Origin of the sequence: Agrobacterium sp. T29 (assembly GCF_006970545.1) — a bacterium.
Taxonomy (GTDB): domain Bacteria; phylum Pseudomonadota; class Alphaproteobacteria; order Rhizobiales; family Rhizobiaceae; genus Agrobacterium; species Agrobacterium leguminum.
Genome location: NZ_CP040640.1, coordinates 674420 through 694696, shown reverse-complemented (window position 1 = coordinate 694696; position 20277 = coordinate 674420). Strand labels below are relative to the sequence as shown.

The 20277-nt window shown below is 58.8% G+C and carries 17 protein-coding genes and 1 pseudogene; 9 read left to right on the top strand and 9 right to left on the bottom strand.

The features are described from left to right. Positions 1 to 59: 59 nt before the first annotated feature. Positions 60 to 896, bottom strand: coding sequence for an undecaprenyl-diphosphate phosphatase (locus FGF54_RS03565; RefSeq protein WP_142778941.1), 837 nt, complete (start codon positions 894 to 896; stop codon positions 60 to 62). 120 nt (positions 897 to 1016) lie between these two features. Further along, positions 1017 to 1406: a helix-turn-helix domain-containing protein gene (locus FGF54_RS03560; RefSeq protein WP_003524094.1), complete on the bottom strand. Its 390-nt coding sequence runs from the start codon at positions 1404 to 1406 to the stop codon at positions 1017 to 1019. Between the two features lie 103 nt (positions 1407 to 1509). Here FGF54_RS03560 and FGF54_RS03555 point away from each other — a divergent pair, with 103 nt between their 5' ends. Further along, positions 1510 to 2526 (top strand): zinc-binding alcohol dehydrogenase family protein, encoded by a 1017-nt coding sequence (locus FGF54_RS03555; protein WP_142778940.1) that lies wholly within the window; start codon positions 1510 to 1512, stop codon positions 2524 to 2526. Between the two features lie 88 nt (positions 2527 to 2614). Here FGF54_RS03555 and FGF54_RS03550 read toward each other — a convergent pair whose 3' ends face one another. Beyond that, positions 2615 to 3355, bottom strand: coding sequence for a pentapeptide repeat-containing protein (locus tag FGF54_RS03550; RefSeq protein WP_142778939.1), 741 nt, complete (start codon positions 3353 to 3355; stop codon positions 2615 to 2617). Positions 3356 to 3812: 457 nt separating this feature from the next. Next, positions 3813 to 5477 (bottom strand): electron transfer flavoprotein-ubiquinone oxidoreductase, encoded by a 1665-nt coding sequence (locus FGF54_RS03545; protein ID WP_142778938.1) that lies wholly within the window; start codon positions 5475 to 5477, stop codon positions 3813 to 3815. A 576-nt stretch (positions 5478 to 6053) separates the two neighbouring features. Between FGF54_RS03545 and FGF54_RS03540 the strand changes: the two genes are divergently transcribed. Beyond that, on the top strand, positions 6054 to 6629 hold the full coding sequence (locus FGF54_RS03540) for a 3'-5' exoribonuclease domain-containing protein (RefSeq protein WP_142778937.1): 576 nt from the start codon (positions 6054 to 6056) through the stop codon (positions 6627 to 6629). Next, positions 6626 to 7612 (top strand): nucleotidyltransferase domain-containing protein, encoded by a 987-nt coding sequence (locus tag FGF54_RS03535; RefSeq protein WP_142778936.1) that lies wholly within the window; start codon positions 6626 to 6628, stop codon positions 7610 to 7612. Before FGF54_RS03540 ends, FGF54_RS03535 begins: the two co-directional genes overlap by 4 nt. A 105-nt stretch (positions 7613 to 7717) precedes the next feature. Here the strand turns inward: FGF54_RS03535 and FGF54_RS03530 are convergent. Both FGF54_RS03530 and FGF54_RS03525 read right to left on the bottom strand, forming a co-directional pair. Continuing rightward, positions 7718 to 8018 (bottom strand): annotated as a pseudogene (locus FGF54_RS03530) (cation transporter); the annotation flags it as partial. A 122-nt stretch (positions 8019 to 8140) separates the two neighbouring features. Continuing rightward, a complete protein-coding gene (locus FGF54_RS03525) occupies positions 8141 to 8854 on the bottom strand; it encodes a DNA helicase (RefSeq protein ID WP_142778935.1) in 714 nt (237 codons plus the stop codon). A gap of 382 nt (positions 8855 to 9236) precedes the next feature. Between FGF54_RS03525 and FGF54_RS03520 the strand changes: the two genes are divergently transcribed. Then, positions 9237 to 10010, top strand: a complete 774-nt coding sequence (locus FGF54_RS03520; protein WP_246666952.1) for a hypothetical protein — start codon at positions 9237 to 9239, stop codon at positions 10008 to 10010. 58 nt (positions 10011 to 10068) lie between these two features. Here FGF54_RS03520 and FGF54_RS03515 read toward each other — a convergent pair whose 3' ends face one another. Then, positions 10069 to 10989 carry a cation diffusion facilitator family transporter gene (locus FGF54_RS03515; protein WP_003524087.1) on the bottom strand — a complete coding sequence of 307 codons (921 nt, stop codon included), beginning with the start codon at positions 10987 to 10989 and terminating at the stop codon, positions 10069 to 10071. A gap of 182 nt (positions 10990 to 11171) precedes the next feature. On the opposite strand from FGF54_RS03515, the gene FGF54_RS03510 reads away from it, so the two are divergent. Beyond that, on the top strand, positions 11172 to 11960 hold the full coding sequence (locus FGF54_RS03510; protein WP_142778934.1) for an SDR family oxidoreductase: 789 nt from the start codon (positions 11172 to 11174) through the stop codon (positions 11958 to 11960). An 18-nt stretch (positions 11961 to 11978) separates the two neighbouring features. On the opposite strand, the gene FGF54_RS03505 is transcribed toward FGF54_RS03510, so the two are convergent. Next, a complete protein-coding gene (locus tag FGF54_RS03505; RefSeq protein ID WP_168207997.1) occupies positions 11979 to 12956 on the bottom strand; it encodes a sensor domain-containing diguanylate cyclase in 978 nt (325 codons plus the stop codon). Positions 12957 to 13361: 405 nt separating this feature from the next. Between FGF54_RS03505 and FGF54_RS03500 the strand changes: the two genes are divergently transcribed. The 3 genes from FGF54_RS03500 to FGF54_RS03485 all read left to right on the top strand — a co-directional run bounded on the left by FGF54_RS03500 (position 13362) and on the right by FGF54_RS03485 (position 15946). Beyond that, positions 13362 to 14660, top strand: coding sequence for an Hsp70 family protein (locus tag FGF54_RS03500; RefSeq protein ID WP_137452152.1), 1299 nt, complete (start codon positions 13362 to 13364; stop codon positions 14658 to 14660). Between the two features lie 43 nt (positions 14661 to 14703). Further along, positions 14704 to 15603 (top strand): uracil-DNA glycosylase family protein, encoded by a 900-nt coding sequence (locus FGF54_RS03495; protein WP_142778933.1) that lies wholly within the window; start codon positions 14704 to 14706, stop codon positions 15601 to 15603. A gap of 151 nt (positions 15604 to 15754) precedes the next feature. Beyond that, positions 15755 to 15946: a hypothetical protein gene (locus FGF54_RS03485; RefSeq protein WP_003509784.1), complete on the top strand. Its 192-nt coding sequence runs from the start codon at positions 15755 to 15757 to the stop codon at positions 15944 to 15946. A gap of 256 nt (positions 15947 to 16202) precedes the next feature. Here the strand turns inward: FGF54_RS03485 and FGF54_RS03480 are convergent, their stop codons facing one another. Next, positions 16203 to 17138 carry a DMT family transporter gene (locus tag FGF54_RS03480; RefSeq protein ID WP_059753763.1) on the bottom strand — a complete coding sequence of 312 codons (936 nt, stop codon included), beginning with the start codon at positions 17136 to 17138 and terminating at the stop codon, positions 16203 to 16205. A 440-nt stretch (positions 17139 to 17578) separates the two neighbouring features. Between FGF54_RS03480 and pepN the strand changes: the two genes are divergently transcribed. Then, positions 17579 to 20227: an aminopeptidase N gene (gene pepN / locus FGF54_RS03475; protein WP_142778932.1), complete on the top strand. Its 2649-nt coding sequence runs from the start codon at positions 17579 to 17581 to the stop codon at positions 20225 to 20227. Positions 20228 to 20277: the final 50 nt, after the last annotated feature.

Sequence of the window (20277 nt, the reverse complement as noted above, 5' to 3'; positions counted from 1 at the left end):
GACGAAGTGCGGATGATGCAACTTTGCCAAAAGCGTCGTTTCAATCGACAAAGCCCTAATCACCCACCCGCGTTGATCACGCCCGTTCCCAGCAGTCCAAGCAAAATAAAACCGACGACCACGCGGTACCAGACGAAGGGCATGTAGCTCTTGGTGGAGACGAGCTTGAGGAACACGACGATCACCGCATAGCCGACCACGAAGGCGATCAGGGTTGCGAGCCCCGTCGGGCCCCAGCCGACCGGATTGTCCTCGCCGATGCTTTTGAAGAGCTGGTAAAAACCGGAGCCGAAGACGGCGGGAACGGCGAGCAGGAAGGAATAACGCGCCGCCGCCTCGCGGGTATAGCCTAAAAGCAGGCCGGCGCTGATGGTGCCGCCCGAGCGCGAAACGCCGGGGATGAGCGCCATGGCCTGCGCGAAACCGAACAGGATGCCATCGCGCCAGATAAGCTGGTTCAGCTTGTAACGCTTCTCACCGATTTTATCGGCAACGCCGAGAACGATGCCGAATACGATCAGCATCACGGCGGTGATGTAGAGGTTGCGCAGCGAGTGCTCGATGGCATCTTTGAAGAACAGGCCAAGAAAGACGATCGGCACGGAACCGATGATGATGAGCCAGCCGAGCCGGGCATCGGCCTTGTTATAATCGCCGAGGCGAAGATTCTGCCGGAGCCAGGCGATGGCAATGCGCATGATATCCGACCAGAAATAGACCAGCACGGCCGCTTCGGTGCCGATCTGCGTAATCGCGGTGAAGGCGGCTCCCGGATCCGCGCCGGAGGGCAGGAACTCCCCGGCGATCCTCAGATGCGCGCTTGAAGAAATCGGAAGAAATTCCGTAAGCCCTTGCAAAAAGCCGAGAAATGCGGCCTCCAACCAACCGATGCTCATGTGTCCTGATGTCCCTGCTGCGAATCGAGATCGCAGCATTATGCATCAATCGGGGCAAATACATGTTGCATCGCACCATGAAAAAGGCGCGCGGAGGGGTGCGCTTTTACCCGTGATTTTTCAGGCGGCCTTTTCCTTCGCCTCGGGAAGACGGGTATATTTCTCGCCGTTCCTGCACACGACATGGGCGTCGCCCCAGCTTTTCAGCGCCGAAATCACCGGTATCATCGTCTCGCCAAGCGGCGTCAGCGCATAATCCACGCGTGGCGGCACCACCGGGAAAACGGTGCGGGAAATCAGGCCCGCCTCTTCCAGCTCCCTGAGCTGCTTGGTGAGCATGCGCTGGGTGACGCTCGGAATATGGCGGCGCAGCTCGTTGAAGCGCAGCGTGCCCTCATTGATGAGGTGATAGAGGATCACGCCCTTCCATTTGCCATCGAGGAAACTTAAAGCCGATTCCACCGGGCAGCCGGGAAAGTTGCCGGTGAGCTTGGCGCGCGGTCGCGACATCACAGTATCCTTTTTGTATGTATCATCACAAAATGTGCATTCTTGCGATCGATGTTCATATGTATCAAGTAAGAGGCACGCAAACAAGCAAAGGAGACTGTTCATGCGCGCCATCGGTTACAGGACCAGCCAGCCCATCACCGCGAAAGACGCCCTCGTCGATATCGACCTGCCCCAGCCGGAAGCGAAGGGGCATGATATTCTGGTGGAAGTGAAGGCCGTTTCGGTGAACCCCGTCGATACCAAGGTGCGCCGCAACCAGTCGCCGGAAAACGGCGAACCCCGCGTGCTCGGCTTCGATGCGGCGGGCGTGGTGAAGGCCGTCGGCGACAAGGTCTCGCTGTTCAAGCCGGGCGACGAGGTGTTTTACGCCGGTGTCATCAACCGCCCCGGCTCCAACAGCGAGTTCCATCTGGTCGATGAACGCATTGTGGGTGCAAAGCCGAAGTCCCTGAATTTCGAGGAGGCCGCCGCGCTGCCGCTGACCGCCATCACCGCTTACGAGACGCTGTTCGACCGGCTGCGGGTGAAGGAGCCGGTTCCGGGCGCGGCCAACGCCATTCTGGTCATCGGCGGCGCGGGCGGCGTCGGCTCCATCGCCGTCCAGCTTCTGCGGGCGCTGACCGATCTCACCGTCATTGCCACCGCTTCACGGCCCGAGACGATTGCGTGGGTGAAGGAACTCGGCGCGCATCACGTCATCGATCACAGCAAGCCGATCGCCCCGCAGGTGGAGGCGCTCGGTCTCGGTGCGCCGGGCTTTGTCTTCTCCACCACCCATAGCGACATCCATGCCGCCGACAGCGTGGCGACCATCGCACCGCAGGGCCGTTTCGCGCTGATCGACGATCCGGCCGGCGGTTTCGACGTCATGGCCTTCAAGCGCAAATGCGTATCGATCCATTGGGAAATGATGTTCGCCCGCGCCGTCTTCCAGACGCCTGACATGATCGAGCAGCACAGGCTGCTCAACCATGTGGCCGGGCTTGTCGATGCCGGCAAGATCAAGACGACGCTGACCGAGGTTTTCGGCACCATCAATGCCGCAAATCTCATCAAGGCGCATGCGCTGATCGAGAGCAACAGGGCCAAGGGCAAGATCGTGCTTTCGGGCTTCTGATCCGCCGATGAGGCGTCCGCATCGCGGACGCTTCTCTTCCGCTTATGGAAATGTTTGGGCCGAGCGCAAGACCGCGCGGCTATTCTTGTCAGTCGTCGTCCGGATCTTCCGGGCATGGCCAGGAGGCCGGCGCCGTGAGGCCGTTCGGCAATTTGGTCTTGGCGTCGCCGCAGGCAATGTCGATCTGCTTCTGATCAAGGCCGGTGGCCATGGAAAGATCGAGTCCTTCGATCCTCGTCAGCAGCAGGAATGCGCTGGTGAAATCCACCGGACCGCCGAGCTTGGCGCCGCCGAAACGGGCCCGCGACAGATTGGTCAGCGAGAATTTCGAGCCGTTCAGCGTCGCGCCCTCGAAATCGGCGCGGCCGAGTTCGGCCTTGGTGAAATCCGTGCCGTCCAGCTTGGTGTTTTCGAATTTGGTCCGCTGCATTTCAGCATTGACGAATTTGGCGTTGGTGGCGTCGGCGGCGGAAAAATCGCTGCGATAGGCTTCCACCTTGGTCAGATTGGCGCCCTGCAGGTTCGCCTCCCCAAGGGCGGTGCGGATGAGCTTGGCCTTCTCGAGATTGGCGCCCTTCAGCGACGAACCGCGCAGGTCGGTATAGGTGAAATCCGTGCCGTAAAGCATTGCCGAATCGAGATTGCTGCCGCTCAGCATCAGCAGGCGCTTGTTGCATTCGCGCCAGTCGATGCCAGCCATGGCGTCGGTACGGCAGCTTGCGGCCACCAGCGGACCGCCGCTGAAAGAAACGGCAATCATCGCAAGCGCTGCCACACCGGCAACGAACCCTGTCTTCCGCACGATATTCAGCCTTTGAAAGCCGGACATTCCTTCACTCCCTGCCGTCGGGCGACGGCACTTAGGACCATATGCACATTCAAGGCGTTACCGCATCGCTGAACCACAATCCACGGACCACGCGACCATGCAACACCCCAACATCCTATATGTAAGAAATCGAAGAGCAATCCACAAATACTGACGGGGAGACGGGCTGTGGACGCTGCTTTTCCGTCATGCCGGACTTGGGTACTGGCATCCAATCACGGGCGTCTGCGTCGTGGGAAATGCGTCCTTCGATCAGAGGTCTGCCCGTTCCGCAAATGCCGTCACTCTCGGCCGCATGACACAATGGCTGAGAGTGATTGCGAGCGATCTTCCCACGCTCGGCATCATCCTCGGGCCTGTCCCGAGGATCTATCCACGTATCGTAAAATCAATCCGTTGCAGATGCTCGGGACAGGCCCGAGCATGACGGAAGAGAAGGCTCCGCCCGTAATCGCCATCACATATTGGCGTAAACCGGCCCTTCGCCGCCCTGCGGCGGTACCCAGTTGATGTTCTGGTTGGGGTCCTTGATGTCGCAGGTCTTGCAGTGCACGCAGTTCTGGGCGTTGATGACGTAGACTTCTTCGCCGTCCTTCTCCACCCATTCGTAAACGCCGGCCGGACAATAACGCGTCGAAGGGCCGGCAAAGACATCGTGCTCAGACAGTTTTTGCAGCGCCATGTCCTTCACCTGAAGATGCACCGGCTGGTCCTCCTCATGGTTGGTGGAGGACAGGAACACCGACGACAGCCGGTCGAAGGTCAACACACCATCCGGTTTCGGATAGGCGATCGGCTTGTGCTTTGCGGCCGGCTCAAGGCTCTCCGCATCCGTCCTGCCATGCTTCAGCGTGCCGAAGAAGGAGAAGCCGAACAGCTGGTTCGTCCACATGTCGAGACCGCCGAGACCGACGCCGATGAGCGTGCCGAACTTCGACCACAGCGGCTTGACGTTTCTGACCCGCTTCAGATCCTTGCCGATATCGCCGTCGCGCCATTCGGCTTCGATCTCCGCCACCTCGTCATGGGCGCGGCCGGCGGAAATCGCTGCGGCGATCTTTTCCGCCGCCAGCATGCCCGACAGCACCGCATTATGGCTGCCCTTGATACGCGGCACATTGACGAAACCGGCGGAACAGCCGATCAGCGCGCCGCCGGGGAAGGTCAGCTTCGGCACCGACTGGTAGCCGCCTTCGGTGATGGCGCGCGCACCATAGGAAATGCGCTTGCCGCCCTCGAAGGTCTCGCGAATGGCCGGATGCGTCTTGAAGCGCTGGAATTCCTCGAAGGGATAAAGATAGGGGTTCTTGTAGTTGAGGTGCACCACGAAGCCGACGGCGACGAGATTATCCTCGAGATGATAGAGGAAGGAACCGCCGCCCGTCTTGAAACCGAGCGGCCAGCCGAAGGAATGCTGCACGAGACCCTGTTTGTGCTTCTCCGGCTTGACCTGCCAGAGTTCCTTGATGCCGATGCCGAATTTCTGCGGCTCGCGATCCCTGGACAAATCGAATTTGGAAATCAGCTGCTTGGCGAGCGAACCGCGCACGCCCTCGCCGATCAGCACATATTTGCCGTGCAGCTCCATGCCGCGGGTGAAGTTCGGGCCCGGCTCGCCGTTCTTTTCGATGCCCATATCGCCGGTGGCGACACCGATGACGGCGCCCTCGTCGTCATAGAGCACTTCGGTTGCGGCAAAGCCCGGATAGATCTCGACGCCGAGCCCTTCCGCCTTTTCCGCCAGCCAGCGACAGACCAGCCCAAGCGAGACGATGTAATTGCCGTGATTGTTCATCAGCGGCGGCATCATGAAATTCGGCAGGCGGATGGAGCCGGCCGGGCCTAAGAACATGAACTGGTCGTCCTTGACCTCGGTTTTGAAGGGATGCCCCTCCTCTTCGCGCCAGCCCGGCAGCAGCCTGTCGATGCCAATCGGATCGACCACCGCGCCGGAGAGAATGTGCGCACCGACTTCCGCGCCCTTTTCGAGAACGACGACCGAAAGCTCCGGCTCCACCTGCTTCAGCCGGATCGCGGCGGCAAGGCCCGCAGGACCCGCGCCAACGATCACAACGTCGAATTCCATCGCTTCGCGTTCGGGCAGTTCCATCGCTTCCGTCATCTCATCCTCTCCGCATCGCCGGTCCCATCCGGCTGTTGTTATATCCGCTTTCCGGCATTCCCGGCGCATCGCCTGCGCCGGCCAAAAAACCATCCGCGACACCGCATCCACCAGCGCCTGTCTTCGCAAAGCCGGACGCCTTTGTCGAGCTTCTATAGCGGCAAAACATGTCGCACGCCAGTCAATTGTCAGACAACCTGATGATTGCTTTATTACTTTTACGTTCACGTAAGATTTATAATATAACTGGGAAAGAAAAGCGTCAAGGGTTGTGGATATTTGGGGCCGTGTCTGTATTCGATATTAAATAGTGACCCCGTATTGAGAGCGTTTTCCAATATCAATCAGAACTTCCATTTACGGTCAGAAACAGGCCCGGATTACTCTATGCATTCTTTGGCTTGAAGACCGAGACCATGGCGCGCCCTGCAATCTGGAAAGGGTAGACAGATTTGGGCCAGCCTGTATGTAAGGCTTGGGCAAGGTCCAAAGCGCACTGATGATTCATCAGTCGGGAACGTCAGACAGGCACCTAATGGGCACGCCCTAATCTTTGCAACAGATTGATAGGATAATATGGTGGATGTTTTCTTTTCGGCAGACGTTGAAACAGATGGCGCCATTCCTGGTCCCTATTCTATGTTGTCTTTCGCCTTAGTTTACGCCGGGACGTATGACGGCAACACGTTCTCCCGCCCCCAAGAATTTACGCGCTCCTTCTATCGCGAACTTAAACCCATTTCAGACGCTTTCGACCCCGAAGCCTTAGCGATCAATGGCCTTGATCGAACACAACTTTTACTACATGGCGCGTCACCCGATAAAGCGATGGATGAAGCTTTTGATTGGATTCAGGAATTCTCCGGTGCAGGAAAGCCGGTGCTGGTAGCCTATCCACTCTCCTTCGACTGGACGTGGCTCTATTGGTATTTTATTCGATATTCTAAGCGCGGCTCGCCTTTTGGGCATTCGCGCTGTTTCGATCTAAAAACTGCGGTTGCCATCAAAACCGGTCGAACCATTAGCTCATCCAGCAGAACAAAGCTTCCCATTCGCTTCACTTCCGATCGACCGCATACCCACCACGCCGTCGATGACGCGATAGAGCAGGCAGAGATATTTGCAAATATTTTCGAGAGTGGAAACGAATGAGTTATATTAGCGAAAGAAAAAAAGCCACAGTAGAACGCTTCACCGAACTACAGACACATCTGACGAAAGCGAGTGAAATATTATCGGGGACCGCCTGTGTCTATGCTACAGGCTCTTTTGGCCGCCTCGAAGCAGGTGAGCAAAGCGACTTAGATGTTTTCATAGTGAGTAAGACGGCAGAAATTGATCGAGACGACAAAAAGCTTATGTTTAATCAGCTGTCTAATCTTGATACTATTCTTGTGAAGGCCGAACTTATTAAGGCTATCAATACGCTAAATATGCCGAAATTCGATGCAGACGGAAAATATCTCGCAAGTCATTCGATCCATGATCTCAAAGCGCATCTGGGTACGGCAGAAGACGACTATCGCAACACCCTAACTGGACGATTGCTTCTTTTCCTCGAGAGTCGCCCCCTTATTGGTGAAGAAGTGTATGAGGAAATCATCGATGAAGTGATCGCTGCATATTGGGGTGACTACGGAGATCATTCCTCTGATTTCATTCCCGCTTTTCTTACAAATGATATCCTCCGACTCTGGCGAACTTTCTGCGTTAACTACGAATCCGGCCGCCGCTCGCAGAAGGGCAACGCAAAAATCAAGAACCACAAGCTAAAACATAGTCGAATGTTAACGTGCTACTCTGCACTACTTTTTCTTCTAGCAGTATATAAATTGGATGGCACAGTTTCTCCGGAACGAGCCAAAGAAATGACGAAAATGACACCCACTGATCGTTTGCAATGGCTTCTACAGGAGCAATCTTTCAGTGACGTCCATGATAAGATTTCGGATCTTCTTGAAAAATACGGTGACTTTTTAAAGAGAATGGATCAGCCAAAGGAAAAGCTCAAAGAGCTTTTTGAAAGCAACAGCAAAGATTGGGTTCAAAAATCATATGAGTTTGGCGATACACTTTTTGAGATATTATCAGCACTAGGCAAGGATACGAAATTTTTTAGACTGATTGCGGTTTAACGACTGCTTTTGCTGCCCTGATTGAATTGTGCGCTTCTTCCAAAGCACTGAAATCAGGGGGGGCCGCATTTAGTCTTTGATAAATTTAACCAACCCATACTTCTGCTAGATCGCCCATTCCTCATCCGTCGTGAACACGATCGTCAGCCAGCGGTCGCTCCCCTCCCGTCCAGCGCATCGCCGATCTCGTCGCGGACCGTGTCCCATTCCTCCAGACGCCGGGGCGGCCATTTCTTCGGCACGATGAAAAAGAGTTCGATCTGACGGCCGCGGCTGACGCGGGCGACATAGGAATAGTGGGAGGAGAAGCCGAATTTCTCCACCGTCTCGGCCGCCACCCGGTCCACATGCTGCCTGAATTCCAGCGGGCCATCAGAAGTATGCCCGCCAGCGCCTGTTTCACATTGCTTCTACAGCGACGTGGCATTTTGCTGCCGTCTTCTCATCGTTTCACGTACCTGTCCGCGCTATGTCGCAACCAGATTTCAGGAGAGTGACTGCCGCGACCCGTCAAGCCGCGGCAGGCAATCAGGCAACGTCCTGAAGTTGCGCTTCGCCGTCGTGGAGGAAGCACGCCCGGTTAAAAAGGCCGAGATCGACGAAGTTCGGAAGACGAATATCGCGGATGTCGGGAAGCCGCTTGCTTTCCGGATCGAACGATCTGTCGATTTGCGAAATGAAGACCAGAATACAACCTGACCGTCGCGCAAAATCACCGAGGGCTCGTAGCTGCTCGGAAAGAACGGGCTTGCTCCGCTGTTGATCCAGCGCCTGGAGATAGTCGATCACCGCGACTGTTCCCGGTCGCGACCCCGACATCCGATCGATGATGTAGTCCGCACTAATTTCATCGGAAGTGACAATCTGAACTTGGTTGGCGAAGCCGTCAGTCTCCCTTTCTAGCGATTGGAGATATTTTCCCGCCTGTTTTTCGGTCAGTTCCAACGTAAACAGAAACGCCTTGCGGCCGTCCCGGGCCGCATCGATCAGAAGCTGGAGACCAAGCATGGTCTTGCCCTGCCCCGGTCGGCCAGCGAGCAATAACAGGTCGCCGGCATCGAGACGGGAAAGTACCGTTTCGGAAAGCGGCCCGGAAGACATCCGGGACGACAGCATGCTCCACCTTGCAAAGCCCTCTTCTTGCGCGATCTGATCCAGCGCTTCATTCAGCGGAACATCATTGTTTCGCGCCATCAGCTTTGCACGGCGTTTAAGCTGAAATATCGGTGCAGAAAGTTTCATCAAAGACCTCCATTGCGAGCCGAAACGCAACCCCTCCTCATGCGATGCTCGAACAGATGGTTCGATGATTTGGCGTCACCCTGCATGTGCGATGCTTTCCCGAAAGGAGGGGGGAGGCTTGGGTCTAGCCTGCGGTTGAAAGCTAGCGGGTTGCGCGATTCGCAGCAAGGGGCGCAAGCCATTCGCCACATCGCAGTTACCGGATCCTGTCCTCATAAAGCAGGGCGCCTTTGTCGAACTTCTTGAGCGGCAAAACAGGCCACTATAACCGGCCGGCAGGTCGTCGGAATTGCTACCTGATGTTGCGCTCGAGTTGCGGGCACCATAAAACCTGTCATGCACCGTGAAAAAGAACGTCAGTTCAATTGAGGAGAACGCCACCTTGAAGCGATTGATTCCCGCGCTGTTGCTGTTGTCGTGGTTTGGCGCGATGCCCTTGGTGGCAAAGGCCGATGTCTCTTCCGCCAATCAAAACGAATCGGCCGCAGCATTTCAGGGCCTCGACACGCTCGCGCGGGAAACGCGCGCGCAGGGGGATTTACCGCGATTGTCCAACCCCGCTCATGCGAAGGTGCTGGACCGGCTCTGGAATGTGGAGGGAACCCTGGGCAGGCAGCCATACCGGTCCGCCGATGTTCCGGCGCTCATCGCCATCGGCGCGAATGCGGGCGCCGTTCTTAAAACCTATGCACTGTTTACCCCACAGAACGGCAGTCTTCCGGACACAGCGGCAAATACGTTCAAATACCAGGACGAAATCGCACGCGCCGGAGCCTATCTATTACATGTCCAGGCGGCTCAGCTGGAGGCGATTACCGATTTTGTCGCCGTGCTTCCTGCCGATCAGATGAACAAGGCGCGCCGCGATGGCCTGCACCAGATGCGCCTTGGCATCATGGAGCAGTTTACCGGACTGGCCCTTATGCTGCGCTCACCGAATCTGCGATCCGAGAACCGGCTCATTTTGCTGAACGCCCTCAATGCCAGCGCCATTCCCGTGGTCGCCGCGACCTCCCTTGCCGACCGAACCGCCATGGCCACCCAAATCGACACGATCTTGCCGGAACTGTCCGGGCTTGAACGCGACAAGGCGCAGGCGCTGAAATCGCTCTTCATGAACCAGAATTGCGACGGGCTTTGCGCGATGGATCGGTAGCCGTTCAATACCCGGTTGACGCAAAGGGGCTGCAACCCCGCCCCTCAGACTTCCCCACTCAAACCGCCCATTCCTCATCCGTCGTGAACACGATCGTCAGCCAGCGGTCGCTCCCCTCGCCGCCCAGCGCATCGCCGATCTCGTCGCGGATCGCGTCCCATTCCTCCAGACGCCGGGGCGGCCAGTTTTTCGGCACGATGAAAAAGAGTTCGATCTGACGGCCGCGGCCGACGCGGGCGACATAGGAATAGTGCGAGGAGAAGCCGAATTTCTCCACCGTCTCGGCGGCCACCCGGTCCACATGCTGCTTGAATTCCAGCGGGGTCACCAGAAGGATGTCCGCGAGCGCCTGCTTCACATTGCCGAGCGGCATGGGGATGATGACGAGGCAGACCAGCGCCAGAACGGCCGGGTCGATATAGGGTGCGAGCCATGCCTGCGCCGTTCCCGTGAGCCCGTAACCCACGGCGAAGGCGACGAAGAGCGCCATGCTCAGAAGCGCGCTCATCAGCCAGCTTTTGGCGTCCAGCGCCACGAAGGCGGATTTCAGCCGGCGGTTCTGCCGTTTGACGAACCATGCCATGGCGAGTGAGACGGCGAAGCTGACGAAGGTAACGACGATGGCGTAATCGAACTCGATCGATCTGCCGCCATCCATCAGGCTGTCGACGGCATTGATGAGGGCGTAGATCGCCGCCCCCATCAGGAGCGTGCCGTTAAGCCCGAGCACCATCGGCTCCAGATGCCAGAAGCCCATGGTGAAACGTTCCACCAGCCGGCCGCCGGGCTTGGGCGCGGCGGAAGCGGCGATCAGCCGCGCGACAAGCAGCGCCAGCACCGTCATGAAAGCATCCGTCAGCGCATAGACACCATCGAAAACCACGGCGAAGGAGCCGGAGAACAGGCCTGCGCCGATGCCGAAGAGCGCCAGGAGAACCGTGACGGCAATAGAGAATTTGAGCAGGGATTGTTCTGTCATGACGTGTATTTTACCTTCAAAACCGGACGCCGCCTTGGCGGAGCGTTTTCTCTTTTCCTCGAATCGAGAAAACGCTCTAACTCTTTGTTTTGTAGCATTTCCAGACGGAAAACCGGGGTCCACTTTTCCTGGAAATGCTCTATAAACAGCACATTGAGCACTCACAAGACAGGACAAAACCCATGGATCTCGGCATTTCCGGCAAACGCGCCCTCGTTCTCGCCTCCTCTCGCGGCCTTGGGCTGGGCATTGCCACCGCGCTGGCGAAAGAAGGCGCACATGTCCTTCTTGTCGGCAGAAGCGGGGAGAAGCTGGAGGCGAATTGCAAGGCGATCAATGCGCTTGGCAAGGGTAAGGCCGACTGGGTCTGGGGCGATCTGGCCGAGGATAATTTCGTCGAGGCCATGGTTCAGGCCGTCAGGGAAAAGCTCGGCGGCATCGATATTCTCGTCAACAACACCGGCGGCCCGACACCGGGCCTTGCGCAGGAGATAACCGCCGACAAGCTGGATACCTTCTTCCAGTCGATGGTGATGCGCGTCATCACGCTTACCAATGCGCTTTTGCCGCAAATGAAGGAACAGGGTTTCGGCCGCATCCTGACCGTCGCTTCCTCCGGCGTGTTCGAGCCGATCGCCAATCTGGCGCTGTCCAATACGCTGCGCGGCGCACTGGTCGGCTGGAGCAAGACGCTATCCTCCGAAGTGGCCGGTTTCGGCATCACCTCCAACCTGCTGCTGCCCGGCCGTATCCATACCGACCGCATCGATGAACTCGATGGCGCCAACGCCAAGCGTCTGGGCAAAAGCGTCGAGGAAATTCGCGAGGCTTCCGTCAAGAGCATTCCGGCCGGCCGCCTCGGCACGGTGGAGGAATTCGGCGCCGCCGGCGCTTTCCTCTGCTCGGTGCCGGCAAGCTACATCACCGGCACAATGCTGCGGGTGGATGGCGGTGCGGCGAAGTCGAATTAAGGCCGCGACGGCGCGTTATCAAACGGGCGCATCGTGGATGACGAAGCGGTTGCGCCCCGTATTCTTGGCCCGATAAAGCGCCGTATCCGCCCGACGCAGCGCTTCCGCGGCGCAATCGCCCGGGCGCACGAAGGCAATGCCCGCCGAACAGGTATAACGGAAATCCGGGACCTGTTCGAGCGGCGAGGCTTCCCGCAGCGACGCAAACAGGGCTTCGACGACGCTTTCGGCGTTGTGCATTCGCGCGCCGCTCAGCCCCAGCAGAAACTCCTCGCCGCCGATACGCCCGATGAGATCGTCGCGACCGGCGGCGGCGCATAGTTTTTCGGCGAAATGTTTCAGCACCCTGTCGCCCGATGCATGACCGAAGCGATCGTTGATACTCTTGAAATGATCGATATCGAGCAGCACCAGCGCCAGCGCCTGCGCCTTGTGGGGGCCGAGGCTGTGACCCAGATTGTCCATCAGGTAACGGCGATTGCCGAGCCCCGTCAACTCGTCGCAGAGGGCGGATTTGAGCGCCCTGTCGCGCTCCTGCCTGAGGTCGCGAAGCTCTATGCCGAGTTCGGAAATATCGGTGATGACACACAACATCCAGCCGCCCGGCAACGTCGTTTCCGTCGTCAATACCCAGCGCCCGTCATTGAGGCTGGTCTCGATGGTGCGGAAAGGCAGCTTGCCGCGTCTCGTCCTGGCGGAGCGCAACCAGACCTCGAAGTCGGAAGTCTCGATTGCGGTGCCGGTGGAGTTGCCGTAGCCGCTGCGCATCAACTCGACCCAGTTTGGGAATTCATCCGGCGCGACATCCAGCGCCTTGCGGAAAGCCGCATTCGCAAAACACAGCCTGTCCTCGCCATCGAACAGCGCATAACCCTGCTGCGATGCCTCAAGAAGGTTCATGAGCTGACGGTTGAAAACGCCGGCATCTCCCCGAACGAGGCCGGGATGATCCGGCGATACATTGTCGAAGTTGGAACTGGTCGTCTTGCGGGACATAGAGTTTTCCAGATGACAAAGCGACAGGCAAAACCGAAGGGAGCGTTGAGTTAAACCCTTATCGTCCGGCTCCGCCAGTACAAAAACAATGCATGCGCGCCGGTTGCCATTGCGCTGTTCCACGGCAGCGGCTTCGTACCAGCATAGCCGCAAACCCCTAAGAACATTCTCAAAAAACTGCCGTGCTCTTTCACGAGTGCGGAGGCGGATCGTTTACCATCTTCCCTCCCCGGCAGACGCTGCCGTCATTCTCCGGAAAACAGCGGGGAAAAGCTTGCCATTCCATCGGGCCTGTGCAATCAACCGCCCTCCTCTGACATCGGGGTGCCAAAGGCATCCCTTATTTTCACGCCGGGCCGCCTTTCAGGCCGGGCGGGTGTTTCTATCGGCAACAAGGATATGGCGATGACGCAAAAGCGGGCTCTCGGCCTCGATTTCGGCACGACCAACACGGTCATGGCTCTTTCCGACACGGGCGGCGCCAGCCGTTCCATGCGCTTCACCAGCAGCGCGGGCACGGATGACAGCATGCGCACAGCGCTCTCCTTCATGAAGGATGCCGGCCTTGGTGCGGCCGCCCTGCATGTGGAAGCCGGCCATGCCGCCATCCGGCAATTCATCGACAATGCCGGTGACTGCCGTTTCCTGCAATCGATCAAGACATTCGCGGCCTCGCCGCTGTTTCAGGGCACGCTGATCTTCGCCAAGCGCCAGAGCTTCGAGGATCTGATGGACGTGTTCCTGCGCAAGCTGAAGACCTATGCGGGCGAGGAATGGCCGGGGGACGTCTCCACCGTCATCGCCGGCCGGCCGGTGCGTTTCGCCGGCAGCAATCCGGATGAAACACTGGCGCTCGCCCGTTACAACGAGGCGCTCACCCGCGCCGGATTCCCGGAAATCCACTATGTCTACGAGCCGGTGGCGGCCGCCTATTATTTCGCCCAGAGCCTGAAGAAGGACGCCAATGTGCTGGTGGCGGATTTCGGCGGCGGCACGACGGACTATTCACTGATCCGTTTCGAAACCCATGCCGGCAAGCTTTCCGCCACCCCCATCGGCCATTCCGGCGTCGGCGTGGCGGGCGATCATTTCGACTTCCGCATGATCGACAATCTGGTCTCGCCGGAAATCGGCAAGGGCAGCAAGTTCAAGAGCTTCGACAAGGTGCTGGACGTGCCCTCCGGCTATTACGTGAATTTCGGCCGCTGGAATCAGCTGTCGATCTTCAAGACCTCGAAGGAATTCACCGACCTCAAATCGCTGGTGCGCTCGGCGCTGGAGCCGGAAAAGCTCGAGCTCTTCATCGACCTGGTCGAACATGACGAGGGTTACCCGCTCTATCAGGCGATTTCCGCCACCAAGATGGCGCTCTCCTCGGCGGAAGAAGCCGAATTCAACTTCGCACCATTGGGCAAGGCCGGCCGCAAGATGGTGAAGCGCAGCGATTTCAACAACTGGATCGCCGAAGACCTCGCCAAGATAGAAGAAGCGCTCGACGAGGTTCTGGAAAAAACGAAAGTCGCGCCCGAAGCCATCGACAAGGTGTTCCTGACCGGCGGCACCTCCTTCGTGCCGGCGGTTCGGGAGCTTTTCACCCGCCGTTTCGACGCCGACCGCATCGAAAGCGGCGGCGAGTTGCTCTCGATTGCCCATGGTCTGGCAATGATCGGCGAAAGCGGCGATATTCAGCGCTGGACAGTGTGATTTGCGGGTTCCCCGGGCGGGGAACATGGGGTAATTTCCGCCCATGATCGCCGCTCACGACCTCTCCCCGGCCGAACTCGCCGCCCTCCTGCATTTCCATGCGGATGCGGGCGTGGACTGGCTGCTGGAAGACCAGCCGGTCGATCGTTTCGCCGAGTTTGCCGCCGCCCGCCCGGCCCGATCCGCACCTGCGCAGGAGGCCGCAGCAGCTTCACGCCAGATGGAAAGGCCGGCGGACCGCCGTGCCGATGCGCCTCAGCGGCAGGCGGCGACGCGCAGCGCCCCGGCGCGCGGCGCACCGGCGGCCCCCGCCATTCAGCAGAATGTCGCCATGCCGGACGAGCAGGCCGTGGCGGCGGCGCGTTTTGCAGCCGAAAGCGCGCGGTCGCTTGCCGAGCTGAAAACCGCGCTCGACGGTTTCAGCGGCTGCAACCTCAAGAACAGCGCGCGCAACACGATTTTTACCGAAGGCGACCCCGCCTCCACCATCATGGTCATCGGCCCGATGCCGGATGCCGATGACGACCGCGAAGGCCTGCCCTTCGCCGGCAAGACCGGGCTGTTGCTCGACCGCATGCTGGCGGCCATCGGCCTTGAACGCGGCGCCATCATGCTTGGCAATGTCGTGCCCTGGCGGCCGCCGGGCAACCGCCCGCCGACTCAAGCCGAAATGGATATCTGCCGCCCCTTCATCGAGCGTCAGATCGCCCTTGCGGAGCCGAAACACCTGTTGCTTCTCGGCAACTTTACCGCACGTTTCTTCTTTGGCGGCACCGGCACGATCCATACGCTGCGCGGACAGTGGCGTGATGTCGCAGCCGGACACCTGATTTTGCCGGCTTTGGCCAGCCTGCATCCGCAGGAACTTTTGAATGCGCCGGCCAGCAAGTCATTGGCATGGCAGGATTTATTGGCTTTTCAGGCAAAGATTGCCGAAGGCTGATTGCCTTATTCTTGCTCAATGTAAATGAATTATGAAAAAAGCCATGCACAATGCGCATAACAGCGGCGCATTTGCTCAGCTTGCCGAATCCATGCTGCGCTGCGATATAGGCCCCATGTCTTGGGAGGAATAGGTTTAAGGAACCAAGGCAATGACCACTCGCTTCCGTCCGGTACATTCCGGCTTTGAAACGCTCCGCCTGGCGGGCCTCGGCCCTCGCTCCAGTCAGGGCTACCATCGTTTCGGCGCTGCCGCAAACGAACAGATGACCGCACGCGCTGCCATGCAGCAGGTCCGCGTGACGCGTCCCTCGGCAGTCTTCGCGGATTTCCGCGAGCGCTGAGAAGCACTCAGGCCAGTCTAGCGCTGGTCCACAGATATGATTGCGCGCTGGCGTCTTTCTTCGGGAAGGCGCCTTTTGCTTTTGCGGTTTTTACGATCATAAGTCTCCGTCATGCCGGACCTGATCCGGCATCCAGCCAGCCCAAGTCCTTGGGCTGAAAGAACTCTTTTCGCCGCGCGGACGCGCGTCGGCTGGATCCCGGCTCAAGGCCGGGATGACGGAAGCGGTTGCCATGAAACACCGGCAATAACATCCCTCACCCCTGCGGTGTCGAGGCCTTGCGGGCCGCCCGTCTTGCCAGACCCAGCTGATGCTCGCGAAAGATGATGAAGATGCCGGCGAGGATAACGATCGCCGTGCCGATCAGCATTGTCACCGTGGGAATATCTCCGAACAGAATGTAGGAGACCGCGATGCCGAAGATGATGGAGCTGTATTCGAAGGGCGCGATGACCGAGACTTCGGCGTGCCGATAACTCTCCGTCAGGAAGATTTGCGCAACGCCGCCGCAAATGCCGCTGGTGATCAGCAGCATGGCCTGCGTCATGCTCAGCGCGCTCCAGCCGAAAGGCACGCTGACAAGCGACAGCAGGGTGGCGGTAAGCGAAAAATAGAGCACGATGGTCGGCGTCTTTTCCGTCTCCACCAGTTGCCGCACCTGGATCATCGCCAGACCGCCGAGCGCCGCACCGCACAATACGGCAATGGCCCCCAGCCCCTCGCCCGCGGCAAAACCGCCTTCCCTCAGCAGCGTCATCTTCGGCCAGAGAATCACCAGCACGCCCGTCATGCCGACGAAGACCGCGCTCCAGCGATAGATGCGCACCTTTTCATGCAGGATGACGGCGGCAAAAACGACCGCCAGAAGCGGCGAGGCATAACCGATGGCGATGAATTCCGGCAGCGGCAGCATGGTCAGCCCGTAAAAGCCGCAGGCCATGGACAGGATGCCCAGAAAACCGCGCTTGAAATGGCCGAAAAGATTATTGGTGTGCAGCGCGCTGGTCAGCGCATGCAGCCACGCCAGATAGACGACAATAGGGAGAATGGCGAAAGCGGAACGGAAGAAGGTGATCTGGCCGGCAGGCACATCGCCTGCGGCCTTGATACAGGTCTGCATAACAAGAAAAAAGCCAACCGAAATCAGCTTCAGGCTAATCCCGCGAAAGGGATTCATCGGTTCGGCGTTCATTGGCAACTACTCATATCGGCTGCGCAAACACGCCATCGGGAGATTTTTCATGCGGGGAAGACGACGCAGGGGAATTGGATTTGCGCAAGGCTAGAGCATTCCCCCGGCGCTTTACAACAAAAAATGTGATTTACCCGTGAATTCCGTTGATTTGGGGAGGTATTGTTTTCGTGGCTACGGAAATGATGCAAACCAAAAGCGACGCGCGCTAAAATTTGAAGAAAATAAAATATAATTTCAGCAATCGTTCAACATTTGCTGCCATGGTCCACAGGTCCGGCGGCGGGAGGATTGTCTGCACGGCCGGCAAAGCCTTCCATGGCGGGACAGAACGTCCTCCGACGCGCACATGAACGTGACGAATATTCTACCCATTTTACATCCGGGCCTTATGACGACATGATGCCGGGAAGACCACGCAAAGTTATTCAGGGACAGTCATGCGAACAGACACGGGCCAGATCGTTCACCTGGCAGATTACCGCCCCACCGATTTCGTTCTGGAGCGGGTGGATCTCACCTTCGAACTCGACCCTAAGAATACCAAGGTCGAAGCCCGTCTGATCTTTCACCGGCGCGAAGGTGCTGAGCGGCAGGCGCCGCTGGTTCTGGATGGCGACGAGCTGAAGCTTTCCAGCCTGCTGCTCGACCAGGTGGAACTTCCCGCCGGTCAATATGAGGCGACGCCGGAGAGCCTGACCATCCGCGACCTGCCGGCGGAGGCGCCCTTCGAAATCTGCGTCACCAATTATATCAATCCGCAGGTCAATACGCAGCTTATGGGGCTTTACCGCACCAATGGCGTCTATTGCACCCAATGCGAGGCGGAAGGTTTCCGCCGCATCACCTATTTCCCCGACCGTCCCGATGTTCTGGCGCCCTATACGGTGACGATCATCGCGGCGAAGGAAGGCAATCCCCTGCTGCTCTCGAACGGCAATTTCCTCGGCGGCGGCAATTACGATGAAGGCCGTCACTTCGCGGCATGGTTCGATCCGCATCCGAAGCCCAGCTATCTTTTCGCACTCGTCGCCGGCGATCTCGGCGTGGTCGAAGACACATTCACCACCATGTCCGGCCGCGACGTGGCGCTGAAGATTTACGTCGAGCACGGCAAGGAGCCGCGTGCGGCCTATGCCATGGACGCGCTGAAGCGTTCGATGAAGTGGGACGAAGAGCGCTTCGGCCGCGAATACGACCTCGATATCTTCATGATCGTCGCCGTATCGGATTTCAACATGGGCGCGATGGAGAACAAGGGTCTCAACGTCTTCAACGACAAATTCGTGCTGGCCGACCCGGAAACCGCTTCCGATGCTGACTACGCCAATATCGAGCGCATCATCGCGCATGAATATTTCCACAATTGGACCGGCAACCGCATCACCTGCCGCGACTGGTTCCAGCTCTGCCTGAAGGAAGGCCTGACGGTCTATCGCGATCAGGAATTTTCCGCCGACATGCGCTCGCGGCCGGTCAAGCGCATTGCCGATGTGCGCCATCTGAAATCGGAGCAGTTTCCCGAGGATTCCGGCCCGCTGGCGCATCCGCCGCGCCCCGATACCTATCGTGAAATCAACAACTTCTACACGACGACCGTTTATGAAAAGGGTGCCGAAGTTACCCGCATGATCGCCACGATCCTCGGCGCGGACGACTTCAAGAAGGGTATGGACCTCTATTTCGAGCGCCATGACGGCGAAGCCGCAACCGTCGAGGATTTCGTCAGGAGCTTCGCGGATGCCAGCGGCCGTGACCTTTCGCAGTTTTCTCTGTGGTACACCGAAGCGGGCACGCCGCTCGTCTCCGTCTCCTCGGCCTACGACGCCGGCAACGCCACCTTCAGGCTGACGCTGGAACAGACGACCGCGCCGACGCCCGGCCAGCCGGTAAAACAGCCGCGTCACATTCCGCTGTCGCTGGCGCTGATCCTCGACAATGGCCAGATCGCCGAGCCTCAAACCGTCGAAGGCGGCGACTATCGCGACGGCGTGCTGCACCTGACGGAACGTAACCAGACATTCTCCTTCTCCGGCATTTCCTCGCGGCCGGTGCTGTCGATCAACCGCAGCTTCTCGGCGCCGATCAATCTGGATTTCGAGCAGAATGCGGCCGATCTGGTGCAGATCGCCCGGCATGAGACGGATATGTTCGCCCGTTTCCAGGCGCTGACCGATCTTGCCCTACCGGCGCTGATTGCCGCCACCAGGGCCGTGCAGGACGGCAAGGACGTTCAAACGGATGCGGAACTGACCGCAACGCTCATCGAAATCATCGGCAACGACGCCCTTGAGCCCGCCTTCCGGGCGCAGGCGCTGGCCTTGCCGAGCGAAACGGATATCGCTCGCGAAATGGGCGGCGACAACGATCCGGACGCCATCCACAGGGCGCGCAACGCCACCATCAAGGCCATTGCGACGGCCGGGCTCGAAACGCTGCGGCGGCTTGCCGACAGCACGGCTGACGGCGAGGCCTACAGCCCGGACGCGGAAAGCGCTGGACGCCGTTCGCTGCGCAACGGCGCGCTTACCTATCTCGCCTTTGCCGAGGAGACACCGGCCCGCGCGGCGAAGGCCTTTACTGAGGCCACCAACATGACCGATCTTGCCCATGCGCTCAGCGTGCTTACCCAGCGTTTCCCGGAAAGCACGGAAACAAAGGAAGCGCTTGCCGCCTTCGAAACGCGCTTTGCTGACAATGCGCTGGTGCTAGACAAGTGGTTCTCGCTGCAGGCCGCCATTCCCGGCGACGGTGCGCTCGACCGGATCAAGGCGCTGATGAAATCCAAACATTTCATCTCCACCAATCCGAACCGTGTACGCTCGCTCGTCGGCACGCTTGCCTTCGCCAACCCCACCGGCTTCCACCGTGCCGATGGCGCCGCCTACCGGTTCCTGGCCGAGCAGATCATCGCCATCGACAAGCGCAATCCGCAGCTTGCCGCCCGCATTCTCACATCCATGCGCTCCTGGCGGTCGCTGGAGGCAAGCCGTGCCGAACACGCCAAGTCGGCGCTTTCGACGATCGCCGACGCCAAGGGACTGTCGACGGATGTAAGCGATATCGTCGGGCGTATCCTGAAGGGCTGACCGCCCCACGCCAAAACTCCGGACAATGCCGATACGCCGTCTTGATCGCC